Genomic DNA, 17,246 nt, shown 5'->3' with positions numbered 1-17,246 from the left:
AACCCCACTGCGCATTAGTTCGCAATGGGGTTTTTCACGTAATAATCAACTTGCATAACGGGATGGAAACCCGCTTTTTCATAAATCGATAATGCTTGATTATTGTCGATTTCCACGTCTAGCATCACACTTTTACAATTTCTTCTCAATCCTTCTGCTTGTGAAAATGCCAACAAAGCTGAACCGATTCCCTGACCTTGTCTCTCTGAATCTGTCGCTAAAGCAGTTACCCAGAGCGTTTCGCCGTCTTCCACAAGCGTGACGGTACCGACAACTTTCTCTTGTTGTTTCGCTACAAACACATGTCGAGATGGATTCGATGCATTGTAATCTAGCAATGTTTGCACTTCGTCTTCTGTATCCCCAAATGCATTCATTAAAATATGCTTAAGTTCCTGCGCTTCATCAGTAAGCGGGTACACTTCCACTGCTGAATTTTCTTCTATAGCTTTCACATTTGCTTTCAGTGTTGCTTCTGAAAAATTCCACTCATAGCCAGCCTGTTGCAAAAATGCTGCCCCTACCTTCGAATCTTTTATGTTCAATGCAAGCTCACTTTCATATCCACGGAGCTCCAAGTTATGTTGTAATTCTTTCGTCAATGCCTGTCCCAGTCCTTGTCTGCGATATTCAGGATGAACAAGTCCGCTCCACTCATAGGAATGAATCCCAATCATATCGATGGCAGAGATGACACCAACGACTTCATCTTCTGCATAAGCAAGTACAGCAAAGCCTTTAGTTAATGGATCCGTCATGACTGGTATATTTAACACTTGCTCGTAATTGGTTCCTTCTATTTCTTCGTTTGCACGAAGCAAAGCCTGGATTTCACTCGATGTTTCCACATCCAATGGGAACGAAACTGTTAATATGGCAATGTCCACAAGTATTTCCACCTTTCTTTCATTGTTGTGACTAACGTGTATCATTATGGTAACAACGGTTTATTTCCTCCCTAGATAGGCTATATAATAGCAACAGTCTGATTTCATGGAGGAGTAAAATCATGGATAAGAAACGATTATCTTGGGTTGACGTCACGAAAGGATTTTTAATGATCCTTGTCGTAATCGGCCATTACCCTGGACAACTTGATTTCCCTCTTGGGAAGTATATATATTGGTTCCATATGCCCGCCTTTTTTATTTTAAGCGGAATGTTTTTCAAACCGGTTCTGGAAAAAGGACTTTCAAAACAAGTTATTCATAAACGTTTTATGCAATTAATCGTACCATACTTGTTTTTCCTTGTAACGATTACGGTCATTCGTTATGGAATGGAAATCGGTTCTGGAAACTTGGATATGTCATGGTATTTAAATGATATTTGGACACTTGTAATAGGTGGTCGATTTGCAAGAGGTGCTTATGGCGTCTTCTGGTTTGTCACTACATTGTTCTTTACGTTCTTGTTCTTCTTATGGATGACGAAGTACTTTAATCGTACAAAACAAATTGCAATTTTAGCTGTTTTCTATTTAATCGCTCACATTGAAAGTGTATTTGCGATGCAAGTTATTGGCGGTGCACCAGACAAAGCCTCTCAAACCATTCCGATGATTTGGAATATCGACGTGGCACTGATGGCGGTTGTCTACTTTGCACTAGGCTATTATATGAAGAATATTTGGATGAATATTACGAAGCCATGGTTGATTGCCGGGTTGATTGGAACGGTGTCTGCCGTTTCACTCGATTGGTTCGGCATTATTGATTATCACCTAAGCATGAAGTTCCTACGTTATGAGCATGTTGTTTTGGATTTAATCATTCCGATTTCCATGACACTTGTTTTTGTGGGTGCATTCCAATGGATCGCTTCTCGCATGTCATTGAAGTGGTTGCAACAAATTGAAAAACACTCGATTTCGATTATGTATCTTCATATTTTCACGGATATCGTGTTGAATGATTACTTCAATTACGGCATCATCGGATTTACAGCATTTGGATTGATTGTTCCGATTGTGGCATCAATTATCATCCAAAAGCTGGTCCCTCACGGCAGATTGTTCCTCGGTGGTTTCTCACCGAAGAAACGCAAAGCAGCTGCTAAACCAGTTAAATTAAAAGAAGCTGAGCCTCAATACTAGAGGCTCAGCTTTTTCTTTTGATAAGCTCATTTTTAGATAATAAAGGTTTTTCTAGATTAGGGCAGAGACTGACATGTTGATTTCCTTTGCGGCGGACGCGTTTCGCGGGCACGGCCTCAGTCTCCTCATCACTACGTTCTTCCGGGGCCTTCAGCTCGTGCTGTTCCCGCTGAAGTCGCCGCCTCCACTCCAATCAACAGAAAGTACCTCTGTCAGCGTTACTCTTCAAAATAGTTAAGTAGGATAGTGGTCGGTTTTTTCTGAAGACTCCTGCGGAAATAACGGAACAAGCTAGACCCCGCAGGCCGAGCCGAGGAGGCTGGCGTTTCGTCCGCGGAAAGCGAAAGAAATAGCCGACCACCTTCTTTTTTAAATCAAGTGCAAATAAGAATGCAATTTTTTGCTGTTAAAATTAATTGCTTCTCTATTGTCATTAGCCTGAACAGAGTATTAATAATTATGGTTCAGCTTTTCTATGTTTTGAACTTATCTATAACTGTGATTCCGTCAGCATGTTGTAATACAGACCTTTTTGAGAGACAAGTTCATCCTGACTGCCGGACTCCACGAGTCGACCTTGATCCATGACGTAGACCACATCTGCTTGGCGGACTGTATTCAATCGATGGGCGATGACGAAACTTGTGCGGCCTTCCATCAATCGTTCGAGTGCTTCTTGGATTTTCATCTCAGTCACGGTATCGATGCTGCTCGTTGCTTCATCCAACAGTAGAATGACCGGGTCTGCCACGAGCGCGCGGGCGATGGACAATAATTGTTTCTGCCCTTGGCTGATTTCCCCACCGTCCGCTGTCAGGACGGTATCGTATCCTTCAGGAAGCTTTACGATAAAGTCGTGGGCGTTTGCTTGCTTCGCGGCTTCAATGAGTTCTTCATCGGTCGCATTCAATCTGCCGTAACGGATATTTTCTTTAACAGTTGCCTCGAATAAAAATGGATCTTGTAAGACAAAGGCAATTTGACTGCGCAATGTTTGGCGGGCCAATTGATCAATCGGAATATCATCAATGCGAATCTGACCTTCATTCGTCTCATAAAAACGGGCGAGCAGCTGCATGATCGTCGTTTTCCCAGCACCTGTTGCGCCGACCAATGCGGCCGTTTCACCAGGATTCAACGTAAAACTGACATCACGAATTGTGTGCTCATCATCTGATTGTTCATATTTAAACGAGACCTGATCGAATTCAACTTTCCCTTTTAACACCGTATCCAGTTGCGAAGTGGCTTCATCTTTTTCAATCGGTTCATCTATGATCGCGAAAACACGCTCCGCCCCGGCAATTGCCGATAGCACAGTGTTGAATTGATTCGCCAAGTCATTTAAAGGTCGGGTAAACTGTCTTGCATATTCCGAAAAGATAACGATGGTTCCGATTGAAACGTGTCCATTCAAGGCTAGTAAGCCCCCAACGCCAGCCACAATGGCAAAGCTGGCATTGTTCAACATGTTCATCACTTTCGGGATAAAGCCTGAATAGGTCAGCGCCCAGAATCCTGTTTGTCGCAAACGTTCACTTTTCACGATGAATTCATCGGTGACACGATCTTCCTGAGAAAAGGCTTTAACGATTCGTTGTCCAGAAATCGTCTCTTCAATCATCCCGTTTAAATCACCCACGGCTTGTTGCTGTTGCTTAAACAGTTTACCGGTTCTTCTTGTAATCCATCGAATGGAGAAGAACATGATAGGAATGATAGTCATCGTCAACAGTGTTAGTAACGGACTCAATGTCAGCATGACAATGACAGTTCCGGTCAGCGTCAAGATACTGGAAAGTACTTGAATGAAGGAACTATTTAAGGTCGCACTGACGTTTTCAATATCATTTGTCACACGGCTCATGAGTTCCCCATGTTGGCGTTTATCGAAGAATGAAACCGGCAGCTTTTGAAAATGAGCGAAAAGACTGGTTCGCATGCGGTAAATCGTTTGTTGCGCGACACCGATCATCCAGTAGTTCTGGAAAAACAGCGATAGCGACAGGAAGAAATAAATGCCGATCAACCACATCATCATGTTTTGCATTCCTGCAAATTGTCCAGGAACGATATATTCATCAATAATTTTACCAAGCAAATACGGACCAACTAAAGCGAGTGTTGAACTGACCACGACGAGCAACAGAACGGTAATCAATAAAGCTCTTTGTTCATCTACTAGTTGCCAAATACGTTTTAATACACCTTTCCAGTCCCCAGCCCGTTCCCCTTTTTTCTTTTTCACGGGTGTTATATCTTCTTTTGTCAAAACCGGCTCGTAGCCGAATGGCTTAGTTAACATCTGGCGCATGCGAAGGCACCTCCTGTTCTTGTTGTGACTCCGCAATTTGACGGTATAAATCGGACGTTTCGATTAGTTCCTGATGTGAGCCATATGCGGCAATACGTCCATTGTCCAGTAACAGGACTCGGTCTGCCCCTTTTGCCGTGCGTATTTTTTGCGTGACAACGAGCATAGTAGCTTCTTCTTTATCCAAAGCCTCCCACAACGATGCTTCCGTCTTCACATCGAGCGCACTCGTGCTATCGTCCAACAACAGAATTTCTGGCTTTCGAACCAATGCTCGTGCAATTGACAGACGTTGTTTTTGCCCACCTGATAAATTCACGCCTTTTTGGCCGACTCGCGTATCGTACCCTTTCGCGAACTGTTCAACGGATGAATGAATTTGCGCTTGTTTGGCCGCTTGTTGCAACTCATCAGTGGATGCTTCCACTTTGCCCCATGCCAAGTTTTGATAAATGCTGCCCGTAAACAGCAGAGACTGCTGAGGCACGAGCCCGATAGCTTGACGCAATTGATCCAACGGCCAGTTTTTGACGTCTTTACCGTCTACGGTAATCGAACCAGAGGTCACTTCAAAAAAGCGTGGAATGAGTTGCATCAATGTCGATTTCCCTGCTCCCGTTGCTCCCATAATGGCCAGTTTCTCACCAGATTTCACATCAAATGAAATGTTCTGCAACACAGGTTCAGGCGTATTCGGATAGCTAAATGTTACATTCTTGAAGTTGATTTCACCTTTAATGATCCCATGCATTTTGCCAGATTCATCATCGCGTTCTAAACCTTCGTTGACCAGCAAGACTTCTTCCATTCGTTCTGCGGAAGCTTTCGCACGGGCAAACGCCATGATGATGAAAGCGAACATCGAGAAAGCCCCTGTCATACGCATCGCGTAGTTGACGATTGCGACCAATTCACCGATTTGTGCATTATTCGATTGGATTTCACGTGCCCCAAACCAAAGAACAGCTAGCAAACTGATGTTCATTACCAATAGCAATAGCGGCAGAATTATTTCCATAATGCGAAGTGCTTTCACCGTATCCATTTTGAGGAGGTTCGACACTTTTTCAAAACGAGAAGACTCGAAAGTCCCTCGTAAATAAGCTTTAACTAGGCGTACAGCCTGCAAGTTTTCCTGTAGAACACGGTTTACGCGATCGAGCCGCACTTGCACAAGCGCAAAGTAACTGACTCCTTTTTTCACCATGATATAAAGGAAGATGATTAAGAATGGAGCCCCGATGACGAGGAACATCGCGAGGTAGGCATTGACGATAAACGCCATGATTACACTACCGAGTACAAGTAAAGGCGCGCGCAACATGATGCGTAAACTCATGAAGAGAACGTTTTGCACCATGGTAACGTCACTTGTAAGTCTCGTGATCAAACCAGCTGTCGGGAATTTTGTAAACGTCGCAACGGTAAACTGTTGCACTTGCTTGAATAAAGCACTGCGGACATCAAAAGCGAAGCTCTGTGAAGCGTGCGAGGCAAAGAATGAGTTCGTCGCACCGGACAGGAAAGCAACGAACGCCATGAGCATCATGACCCCTCCCCACGTCCAGATGACGGATTGATCGCCTTTCATAATGCCATCATCGATGATCTTCGCAATGATGAGTGGTTGTACAAGCTCGACTGAAAGCTCAATTAGCATAAGGAAAAGAGCAATGGCAATCGGCCATTTATATGGTCTGACATACGAAAATACAGTTTTCACTAAATGTCCTCCTGAAACTTCTTCGTTAAACGAATTAATTATCTGATTGTTCACTATTATGCCACAATGGCTGAGTAAAAGGTATCATTCGTTTGAATGAAATGTTCTCGAGTTCGAACGATTTTAGGGTGAGCGACGGCTCAGTTGTAAAAATAGGGGTTCACGTAGGAAAATTCGTGGGTGACGTAGGAATTATCGATGTTCACGTAGGAAAAAAACGCGTTCACGTAGGAAACATCCCGAATCCACAAAAAAATCACACACTCAAAAAAGAATGGATGCTTCTCTATCAAAATTAAATGTTCTCAAGTCGGAACAATTTCTGGGTGATCGTCATCCCTTCTTTCCTACAGTAGCGCAGCGAAAACAAAAGCCATTAAATCTTTAAAACCTGATTGGGAGCCATTCCGCTAACCGCTCCAGGCTCTTTTCTGTTTGTGGTTTGACTCTGAGCGGTGGCTCAGTCTGACTTTTTGGGGATGACGTCTGAGAAATCAGCGTTGACGTCTGAAACCATGACAAATCTCGAGTCATCCCTTCTTTCCTACAGCAGCGCAGCGAAAACAAAAACTATTAAATCTTTGAAACCTGATTGGGAGCCATTCCGCAAACCGCTCCAGGCTCTTTTCTGTTTGTCGTTGCGCCTGAGCGGTGGCTCAGTTGTAAAAACCGGGATGGACGTAGGAAAAACCGAGGGTGACGTTGGAATTTCCGCCGTTCACGTAGGAAAAAATGACGTTGACGTAGGAATCTCCCCAGAATACACAAAAAAATCACCCACTCCCGGAAGAGTAGATGATTCCCTATCAAACTTCTTTCTTGTTCCGATCTCCTGCAATGGATAGCCATGTAACACATACCAGCATTAGAAGAGCACCAACCATCTGCCATACCCCTAACACTTGTTGCAGCCAAATAACGGAGATAATCATTGCCGTTAAAGGCTCCATGCTGGATAAAATACTCGTTTCAATGGCGCTTATGTATTTCATGCTACTCAAAAATAATACGAAGGCTACTGTGCCGAAGACAATGACCGTCAATACTAGAATGGATAATTTCCAATCCAGTAGCAACGTCCATTCGTCAGATTTCCATACATGGCTTAAACTTCCGAGGACAACACCGCCTATCAGCATCGACCAGCCGACCACGAACAATACTCCCCATTCTTTCATAAGGGCACTTGGATATAACGTATAAAAAGCAAAACTCAGTCCGACTGCGACTCCCCATGCCAACGCTTCAGGGCTTAACAATAACTTGTTGAATGACCCGTTCGTCAACAAGAAGAACAAGCCCAATAATGTTCCAAAAATGCCATAAAGCTGATATTTCGGTGGCCATTTCTTTATACTCCAGGATACAAAAATCACGACAAAAATCGGTGCCAAAAATTGAAGCAGTGTCGCCACTACTGCATTGCTGGATTCGATTGCCGCAACGAAGGAATATTGAACGCCGAGCATGCCGAACAATGCGAAGATGACTAAACGTTTTAGCCAGTAAGGCTGACGCCATATTGGTGTTAACTGTTTTCCTGAAATTTTCAAGAAAGCGAGTAAACCAATTCCGGCAATAAGAAGCCTGATTGTTAACATAAACGGAACAGATATCCTCGAGTGTGACAGGATCCATTCCATTAATGGACCCGTCGCTCCCCACAACATAGCCCCTGTAATAATCAATACAATCCCTTTTGCACGAATCATTTACTCACCTCATAATCTAGTAGACTTCATTACATCTTACTATTGTTCGTGCTGAATTCAATGAACAACTTGCGAACATTTCATTTATACCTTCAATGAATCTCCTTGAATTTTCCTTTATTTATCAGAATAAAACATTTTTAATTTTAATGACTTGCTGTCAAGACTTCTCTATAATAGTAGATAGTTTACATACAAGGAGTCCTGCGAAATGAAAGGTATGCAACAAGTATTGGAAAATGGCAGCAGTGTATTGGACCATGTTCCTTTTCCAATGATGCTGACAGCTAAAGATGCAACAGTGCTTTGGTGGAGCAAGGAAGCGGAACGAACATTTGGTTTTACTGCAGATGAAATCGTTGGAAAATTCTATCCTTTTTTCGAGGAAAACAGTTCAGCCATCCAGAAATCCACATGGGACCAAGTGATTCAAAGCAATGACCCAATTCGCTTTGAAAATTTCATTCTACATTCTAAACATGGCCAACCCGTTCATGTGTCGGCTGTATTGAATTCAATGATAATCGACGATGAACACTGCGTTATGTTCTTATTTGAAGTCGATAACATTCCGACCATCAATCAAGCATCAAGTACACAGGAATTAGCTAGCTTTAAAATGGGATTAGACGAAACCTTTATGCTCACTTATCTAGATCAGGATGGGCTTATTACATATGCAAATACGTTATTTTTGAAATCAAGCAAATGGACACCAAAAAGAATTATTGGCAAATCATTTTGGCAGCTTTTCCCCGAAGAGTCTGCTGATAAATTGGTCAATCAAATTTGGTATGCGCTGAAAAGCAACCGCGTTTGGCAAGGATCAGTTGAAAAACTGACCAAGGATGGGGAAACCTACTGGGTTGATATGACCGCCATTCCTGTACTTGATATGAACGATGAGCCGATGTATTTTACAATTTTGGAAAAAGACATTACAGACAAGAGACGCCTGCAATTGCATCTTGAACAAATTGCTTATGTGGATCCCGAGACCGGATTGATGAATCGTCATCGTCTTGAAAATATCGTTTCTAATTTAATTGCTGAAGATCGTCATTTTTCGTTCATCTTTTTAGATATCGATAAGTTTTACACATTGAAAGACATGCACGATGAAGAGTCTGAGACGACACTGTTGCTGGAATTTGCAAAACGTATGAAAATGTATTTCCAAGATAGTGATATCGCGCGCGTCGGAGAAGATGAATTTGTGGTGTTGACGCCGTTAAGTGACTGGTTTATTCAAGGCTTTTTAAGTTACTTGAAACAACATCCGATTTATATCCGCAATAAAGCCATTCCGATTTCGATCAGCGGCGGGATTACTAGATTCCCAGAAGATCAGTCAACATTTTTACATTTGATGAAAGCATCTAGCGCGACCATCCATAAGGTGAAAAAAGAAGGTGGCGGAAATATCGTCAGCCTTTCAAAAGCCAATCATGTTGCGTTAAGCAGAAAAGCGATGATCGAGAAACGCTTGATTGAAGCGTTGCATCATAAAGACCTGAGCGTCATGTATCAGCCACAAGTAGATTTAAAGTCTGGCAAGATCGACGCAGTGGAAGCACTGGTTCGTTGGGAAGACGCTGTGCTTGGCACCGTTTCACCGAGCGACCTTATTCCGATTGCAGAAGAAACCGGCATGATCCATGATATTGGGACATTTATGTTGGAGAAGGCATGCGAACAAGCGGCCACTTGGGCAAAACAAGGCAAGCCCATGAAAGTTAGCGTCAACTCGTCTATCCGTGAGTTCCGTGATAAAAACATGGTGAAGAAAATCAGGCAAGTTTTAGAGAAATTCGATTGTCCTGCTCATTTATTGCAGATTGAAATTACGGAGAAATTTGCACTCGAAGCGGAGTCCGAACAATCGATTATCCGTCAGATGCTACAACTGCAGACTGATGGCGTCACGTTTGTGCTTGATGATTTCGGGACAGGCTACGCTTCCTTCCGCTATATGCAGTTACTGCCGATTACCGAACTGAAAATCGATCAATCCTTTATCTCTTCCATTACGAAACAAGAGAAATTGCAAAAACTGGTGGAAGGCATCATCCAGTTCGGAAAATCAATGGAGATCCGTGTATTGGCTGAAGGCGTTGAAACGAAAGAACAACAGGATTTATTGACTAAACTCGGATGCGATGCCATTCAAGGGTACTATGTCAGTCATCCTGTACCTGCAAGCGAAATCGAAAAACTATGATAACCCTTTTTGCGTATGCGGGCTGTTGCTCGGCTCAAGACATAAAAAAAGACGGATTCTCAAACATTCTGAGAAGCCGTCTTTTTTCTACGTAAATACCTAAAAATTAGCTGCATTAAAACTTCCGCAAATACTAACCCCATCGCGATAGCTCCTGATGTCATAAAAGCTTTTGAAGCATAGGAGATGGCCGTCAAATAGTCATTTTCCACAATGTTACGCATCGCGTTGTATGCGAGACCTCCGGGAACTAATAAAATGATGCCCGGTACACTGAATATGATCATTGGCATACGGAATCGTTTGGATAATATATGCGCTGCCAGCGCTACAATAAAGGCTCCAGCAAAGGATGCTTGAATTGAATCACCTGACACTAATGTAAAACCACTGAAAATAAGCCAACCACTCATGCCTACTAAACCGGCAGCAATCAATTTTTTTCTCGGTGCATTAAAAATAATGGCAAATGAGATGGCGATGATAAAGCTTAAAATTCCTTGTACAATCCAGGTCATAACACCCCTCCTAAAATGATAGTACGAGTGCAACGCCTGCACCGATTGCGAATGCCGTTAATAATGCTTCGGCTCCTTTGGATACACCGGAAACAAAATGCCCGGCCATGAGGTCCCGCACTGCATTTGTAATGAGAAGTCCTGGAACCAATGGCATGACACCACTGATAATAATGATGTTCAAGTCTTCCCCTACATTTAACAGAACCGCCAAAAAAGCCAATGCTCCAACGATTGAGGCAGCTATGAATTCCGCAAAAAACTTTACGCGGGTCAATTCATGAATTAAGGTGACGACAAGGAAACCCATACCACCCGCAATAGTCGCTGCAGGAACATCCTTTACGACACCTTCGAACAGAATGAGGAAACAGCCACTCGCAACCGCAGCTGCAATAAATTGCAAGAGAAATGGGAACATTAAGTTCGCACTGGCAATCCGTTGTAATTCCTCATATGCTTCTTCGATGGTCAGTTCAGTTGTCGTCAATTTTCTGGATACTTGATTCACAAGCGCAATTTTTTCTAAATCTGTTATCCGGTCTCGGATGGCCATTAACCGTGTTGATCCATCTTTCCCGAGCGAAAACATAATACCTGTCGGTGTGACGAAGCTTTGTGTCCCGATCAGACCTTGCGAAATCGCCATCCGGGTCATGGTATCTTCAACCCGATATGTTTCCGCACCACTTTCTATCATTAATCGACCCGCAAGCAGGCAACAATCTATTGCCAAATCATTCTTCTCATTCAGCACGTTTTGCCCACTCCTTTCACTAATCGCCTTTGCACAATCTTAACGAAATGCGCACTAAAAAACAAATATTGTTGGACCTTTACATGAATCTATTGTTCAACCCGAATACGATAATATAAATGCAGTCATCAAACCAATAAAAATACACTTCTCCAACTCAATAAGCTATTCATTTTGCTTGTTCGACAGTACAATGGGTTTACTCAATCATCTTATGTAAGGGGGAAATTTTATGCACGGTTCAATGGATATACTCAAGAAAAGCATTGCGATTTCCCAACAAAAACAACCCGCTGATTTCATATTGCGCAATGCGCGCGTAGCAGATGTATTTTCACTCGTTTGGACGAAAGCGGATATCGTGGTCTCGGATGGACTCATCGTGGCAATCGATTCCACTGGTTCATTTGAAGCGCTTCATGAAATGGATGCATCCGGACGCTATGTCGTGCCTGGATTGATCGACGGACATATTCATATTGAATCGTCGATGCTCACCCCATCTGCTTTCGGCGATGTTCTATTGCCCCATGGTGTGACAACAGTCGTGACTGATCCACATGAAATTGCCAACGTGGCGGGAGTGGAAGGGATCGAGTTCATGTTGAAGGATGCAGAAAAAAGCCCGATGGATATTTTTGTGATGCTTCCTTCCAGTGTCCCTTCTACCTCATTTGAACATGCTGGTGCAACGCTTGAAGCAGCTGATTTGCAGCCTCTTCTATCTCATCCTTCCGTTCTCGGACTCGCTGAAGTAATGGATTACCCTTCTGTGTTGTCAGGAGACGAAGCCATGCTCGCTAAACTTCTGATGACCAAGGAAGCAGGCTTGCGAATTGATGGACATTGCGCCGGATTGCAAAGAGAACAGATTCGAGGTTATCGTACGGCAGGCATACAGACTGATCATGAATGCGTGACAGCGGATGAAGCTCGCGACCGTATTGCTCAAGGTATGTATGTATTGATTCGTGAAGGATCTGCAGCGAAGAATTTACATGATTTGCTTCCTGCGGTTACGCCACATAATGCAAGAAGATTTCTATTTTGCACAGATGATAAACACTTGGACGAACTGGTCGATGAAGGAAGTATTGATCATGCAGTGCGACTATCAATAGCAGCCGGTATGGAACCACTTCAAGCCATTCAGTTAGCTACACTGAATGCGGCTGAATGTTATGGATTGAATCAAAAAGGTGCACTGGCAGCCGGGTTTGAAGCAGATTTTCTGTTGCTTGATCATCTCGAACAGTTCAAAGTAGCAGCTGTTTATAAACAAGGTATCAAAGTCGCCGAAAATGGGTGCATGGTTACTCATACTGAAACTCAGTCGGTTTGTTCAAAACGTATCAGTCAATCGGTTCACTTGCCAAAATTGACGGTTGAAAGTTTGGCGATCCCTCTATCTGAAGGTGCCAAAGCGAATATCATGGAAATCATTCCAGACCAAATCGTCACCAACAAAGTGATTGAACAAGTCGCTATTAAAAATGGTACATTCGTGCAAAGCATTGTACGAGACCACTTGAAACTGGCTGTCATCGAACGTCATCACCAATTACACACGATCGGGTTAGGGATCGTAAAAGGCTTCGGACTGAAAAAAGGTGCCGTCGCCACAACCATTGCGCATGATTCCCACAATGCGATTGTACTGGGGACGAACGATGAAGATATGATTGTGGCGGTGCAGGCATTACAGGAAATGCAGGGTGGATTAGTTGTTGTCAATGAGGGCCAGATTATGGCTTCGCTCGCATTGCCTGTAGCCGGATTAATGACGCAAATTCCCCTTGAGGAAGCAGTCCAATCATTGAAAAAATTGCACGAAGCGGTTCATACCATTCATCCGACACTTGATTTTCATTTATTCCTGACATTGTCATTTCTCAGTTTGCCTGTCATTCCGACACTTAAATTGACTGATACGGGTTTATTTGATGTCAACACTTTCCAGCACATCGAGATTGAAGTGAACGAAAAAGCAGACCACTAAGCGATTCGTTTAGTGGCCTGCCTTGTTACTAATATGTGACTACACTAATCTCTTTAAACGTGTTTAGATCATAACTCTTAGTTTCTTTGCTAGAGATCGTATAAAGAGTTTCCCCTGCGTAGACCATCCGTTGAACGAGCTCCTCCCAATTTTCATATTGCTGCTTGGCAGGTTTGATCATGTTGGCCACTTGTTGAATTCCTTCTTCAGCGGTTATTTCATACATCATCGCTCCTTCGCCTGCATATTGACCATATCCTTCTTTATTAGTACTTTGATACAACGTCACCGGAAAACCGTATAACCCTTTGTCGCGGTGTTGGAACAAAGCCTTATGGTCATATTGCAATGGACTGTAGGTGCCCTGGCCTCCTATTATTTCTACATCTTTTTCTTTCGGATTGGCAAAGTCAGTGACATCAAACAATGAAATTTTCATGCCGCCTGTAATGATACGCGGTGGATTCCCATTTTCACCTGGGATTGATTTTGTATCGTAACCGAAACCGATTAGATGATTCTCATCCAACGGGTGCAAGTAATTGCTGAAACCCGGAATTTTCAACTCCCCTAAAACTTTAGGTGCCGATGGATTCGAGACATCCATCACAAACAGCGGGTCTGTTTCTTTAAACGTCACCATATACGCTTTATCCCCCATAAATCGGGCTGAATAGATGCGCTCGCCTTTCGCAAGTCCTTCGATAGAACCCACTTTTTTCATCCCTGCATCCAAAATAAAGAGATTATTTTCCGAAAGTGCTTCCGTATCCCAAGCAAATCCTTTCGTCGTTACGACTCGGAAATAGCCGTCATGTTCATCCATTGAAAATTGATTGAGCAACATGCCCGTCACTTCTCCAGACGAAACAAACTCAACGTCACTGCCATCCAATTTGAATTTGAAAATTTCTGTATTGGTTTCACGCGGATTCCAAATCATATCCACTGATGATTTATTTTCATTTTCTGTTGACGGCATGTAGATTGGGGCCGTTAAATATAAAGCTTCCTTAGACATATACATCGCATTACTGCCGCCTAAATATCCTTTCGTCATAACTTGCGATTGTTCCGGATTCGCCAGATTCATAGCAGTAATGACGCTATATGTCCCTTCCATCGTACCCGGCAATATGGATAAATCAGAAAGCGACATTGGGGAAGTCTTTTCATCTTTTGCACTATCAAAGGTGTAAGGTCGCAATTCCACATCGTTGTCTTTTTCCAACATCCAGAAGTTCGGCATCACATTGGTTACGAAATACAACATATCGCCTGTTTTTCTCGCACCGTTCAAGTAGCCTTCCGCTCCGATTTCCCGAACCAGTTTTGGATTCTTCGGATTTTTCACATCGTAGAAACGCACATTTGTGGAACTGTTAAAAGGCATCATCATTTTATTAGAGACTTCTCCTGATGTTTCCTCATAATCATATGGTACATGCCGATCTCCAAGCACAATCAATGTATTTTCATGTAAGAATAACTGTGTTGGATAGAACTCGGCATCGTAAGGTAGTTCGGCCATTTTCTTCATGTTTGCAGGATTTTGAATATCCGTTACAATGACACGACCATTTAATAGAGAGTAAATGAACTTCCCGTCTGTCTTCACCATATCCGATTCATCGACGCCTTCGACTTGGTTGTTCGTTTCCGAGTGTTCAGCTTCCCCTCCGCTGCTCGAAGGAGCGGACTTCGTGCTTGCATCCATTGAGCCCTCTTCGGCACTTTCCTCAGTAACCATATACATGGTTTCACGTTGCTTTTTTATCTTTGCGAAGTACTCTTTCAATTCTCGTTCTGATTTTACAGATTGCAAATCTTTGTGAACAGTAAACGATAATTTACTGGTCGACATGGATTTGAAAAATCCTCCTTGTACGGCTTCCCTTTTGATATACAGTGTATATGAGCCAAGTTTGAGTTCATTTACTTCAATAGATTTGCCGTTTTGTGTTAACTGAAGATTCGCCTTTGTTTTCTTCCCTTGTTGATCAACCAAATAAATGGTTCCATCTTTAATCGCCGATGCTTTTAATGGCTCTGAAAAGTTTGCTTTCCATCCTTGTTCAGACAATGCAATCGAAGAAGCACTGACCGTCACTTTATCAATAAAAAACGCAAAAGACAGAACCAAAGCGGCAACTATTGCAGCCAGCAGAAGCCATACACTTCTTTTTCTCATAAAAAAACCTCTCCTTTAATAATGCTAGTTAATTTATTAGACCGATAAAATGGAAATTCGTTTCAATTTATCTGAAAATAATTATTTGATTATGAATTTTTTAATTATTCGTATAGCGTAAGTCTTAGAATTAGGATAAGGTAGATATTGGACGGAACAAACAGAAAGGAGCAAGATATTGAAAACTCTTACACGTTTCTCGAACACAATCATGGAACGGTACTTACCGGACCCATACATATTCGTTGCAATTTTAACTTTACTTGTATTTTTAATGGGTATTGGATTAACCGACTCAAGCCCACTGGACATGGTGGTTTATTGGGGAGATGGCTTCTGGGGATTGCTTGCATTCACGATGCAAATGGTTGTCGTATTAGTGGCTGGTCACGTATTAGCTAGTAGTCCAGTGTTTAAAAAATTATTAAGCATGATGGCTCGTGGAGCAAAATCTCCAGGTTCTGCAATTCTGCTTGTCAGTTTTGTATCGTTGATTGCATGTTGGATCAACTGGGGCTTCGGTTTGGTAATTGGTGCATTGTTCGCCAAAGAAATTGCACGTCAGGTACCAGGCGTTGATTATCGGTTGTTAATTGCAAGCGCTTACTCCGGATTCATCATCTGGCATGGTGGTTTGGCAGGCTCGATTCCTTTGTCTATCGCGACAGACGGACATCCATTCGCTGAACAAATGGGTGTAATCCCAACAAGTGAAACGATTTTTTCTACATATAATTTAATCATTGTTGCTCTATTGATCATCACGGTTCCTTTGTTGAATCGCTGGATGATGCCGAAGAAAGAAGATACTTTCGTTGTGGATCCAGCTTTATTGGAAGAGCCGGTTGAGGTTGAAGAGACAGGCGACTTAACACCTGCTTCCAAAATGGAGAACAGTTATGTTCTGTCCATTTTAATCGGTGCGCTTGGCCTGGTGTATCTGGGTTATCATTTTGCAACAAAAGGCTTTGACCTGAACATCAATATCGTCAATTTGATTTTCGTCATGCTCGGAATTATTTTCCACGGTACGCCAAAACGATTCTTAGCGGCAGTAGCCAATGCTGTGAAGACAGCTGGAGGAATCATTGTCCAGTTCCCATTTTATGCGGGTATCATGGGCATGATGGTGGCATCTGGTTTAGCAGGTGTCATGTCTGAAGCGTTCGTTAGCATTTCAAATGAACACACTTTCCCATTGTTTACATTCTACGCTGCAGGGATTGTCAATTTCTTCGTTCCTTCAGGTGGCGGACAATGGGCAGTACAAGCACCAATCATGCTGGACGCAGCAAACGCACTTGGCGTCAGCTATTCAAAAACGGCCATGGCAATTGCATGGGGCGATGCTTGGACCAATATGATTCAACCGTTCTGGGCACTTCCGGCACTGGCAATTGCAGGCTTGCGTGCGAAAGATATCATGGGCTATTGCGTATTCGTCTTGATCTTGAGTGGTATCGTCATCAGCATTGGTCTATTTTTCTTTTAAATAAAGGTCTTTTATTCCGTCCTTAAGCCGCTTCCTTTATGGGAAGCGGTTTTTTTTCAGGTATTGGATGTAGGAAGCAGCACACGCCAAAAGATGATTTTCCTACGTGAACTCTTAAGCCCCCTTAAAGTTTTAGACACCATAAAGTAAGCGAGTTACAATATAACCAAACTTGTGAGCGGATGTTTAAATCGAATAGGAGGGGAAAGAAATGCCTAATAAGA

The 17,246-nt window shown here is 42.8% G+C and carries 11 protein-coding genes; 4 read left to right on the top strand and 7 right to left on the bottom strand.

Annotated features, from left to right (window positions below):
- Positions 1-14: 14 nt before the first annotated feature.
- A complete protein-coding gene (locus M9R32_RS12740; protein ID WP_269927120.1) occupies positions 15-887 on the bottom strand; it encodes a GNAT family N-acetyltransferase in 873 nt (290 codons plus the stop codon).
- A 122-nt stretch (positions 888-1,009) separates the two neighbouring features.
- Between M9R32_RS12740 and M9R32_RS12735 the strand changes: the two genes are divergently transcribed.
- Positions 1,010-2,095, top strand: a complete 1,086-nt coding sequence (locus tag M9R32_RS12735) for an acyltransferase family protein (RefSeq protein ID WP_269927119.1) — start codon at positions 1,010-1,012, stop codon at positions 2,093-2,095.
- A 490-nt stretch (positions 2,096-2,585) separates the two neighbouring features.
- Here M9R32_RS12735 and M9R32_RS12730 read toward each other — a convergent pair whose 3' ends face one another.
- From M9R32_RS12730 to M9R32_RS12720, 3 genes are all read right to left on the bottom strand, one after another.
- On the bottom strand, positions 2,586-4,409 hold the full coding sequence (locus M9R32_RS12730; RefSeq protein ID WP_269927118.1) for an ABC transporter ATP-binding protein: 1,824 nt from the start codon (positions 4,407-4,409) through the stop codon (positions 2,586-2,588).
- Entirely contained in the window at positions 4,390-6,132 is a 1,743-nt protein-coding gene (locus M9R32_RS12725; protein ID WP_269927117.1) for an ABC transporter ATP-binding protein, read from the bottom strand. Before M9R32_RS12725 ends, M9R32_RS12730 begins: the two co-directional genes overlap by 20 nt.
- A gap of 806 nt (positions 6,133-6,938) precedes the next feature.
- Positions 6,939-7,844, bottom strand: coding sequence for a DMT family transporter (locus M9R32_RS12720; protein ID WP_269927116.1), 906 nt, complete (start codon positions 7,842-7,844; stop codon positions 6,939-6,941).
- A 211-nt stretch (positions 7,845-8,055) separates the two neighbouring features.
- Between M9R32_RS12720 and M9R32_RS12715 the strand changes: the two genes are divergently transcribed.
- Positions 8,056-10,065, top strand: a complete 2,010-nt coding sequence (locus M9R32_RS12715) for a bifunctional diguanylate cyclase/phosphodiesterase (protein ID WP_269927115.1) — start codon at positions 8,056-8,058, stop codon at positions 10,063-10,065.
- Between the two features lie 59 nt (positions 10,066-10,124).
- Here M9R32_RS12715 and M9R32_RS12710 read toward each other — a convergent pair whose 3' ends face one another.
- Positions 10,125-10,583: a threonine/serine exporter family protein gene (locus M9R32_RS12710; protein WP_269927114.1), complete on the bottom strand. Its 459-nt coding sequence runs from the start codon at positions 10,581-10,583 to the stop codon at positions 10,125-10,127.
- Between the two features lie 10 nt (positions 10,584-10,593).
- Entirely contained in the window at positions 10,594-11,340 is a 747-nt protein-coding gene (locus M9R32_RS12705) for a threonine/serine exporter family protein (protein WP_269927113.1), read from the bottom strand.
- A 232-nt stretch (positions 11,341-11,572) separates the two neighbouring features.
- On the opposite strand from M9R32_RS12705, the gene ade reads away from it, so the two are divergent.
- On the top strand, positions 11,573-13,339 hold the full coding sequence (ade, locus tag M9R32_RS12700) for an adenine deaminase (protein WP_269927112.1): 1,767 nt from the start codon (positions 11,573-11,575) through the stop codon (positions 13,337-13,339).
- Between the two features lie 28 nt (positions 13,340-13,367).
- Here the strand turns inward: ade and M9R32_RS12695 are convergent, their stop codons facing one another.
- Positions 13,368-15,530: a beta-propeller domain-containing protein gene (locus tag M9R32_RS12695; protein ID WP_269927111.1), complete on the bottom strand. Its 2,163-nt coding sequence runs from the start codon at positions 15,528-15,530 to the stop codon at positions 13,368-13,370.
- Positions 15,531-15,708: 178 nt separating this feature from the next.
- Here M9R32_RS12695 and M9R32_RS12690 point away from each other — a divergent pair, with 178 nt between their 5' ends.
- Positions 15,709-17,022: a short-chain fatty acid transporter gene (locus M9R32_RS12690; RefSeq protein WP_269927110.1), complete on the top strand. Its 1,314-nt coding sequence runs from the start codon at positions 15,709-15,711 to the stop codon at positions 17,020-17,022.
- The last annotated feature ends 224 nt before the right edge of the window (positions 17,023-17,246 follow it).

Source organism: Paenisporosarcina quisquiliarum, assembly GCF_027563315.1.
GTDB lineage: Bacteria > Bacillota > Bacilli > Bacillales_A > Planococcaceae > Paenisporosarcina > Paenisporosarcina quisquiliarum.
The sequence above is the reverse complement of the archived record's forward strand: the minus strand, read 5'-3'. Positions and strand labels throughout refer to the sequence as shown.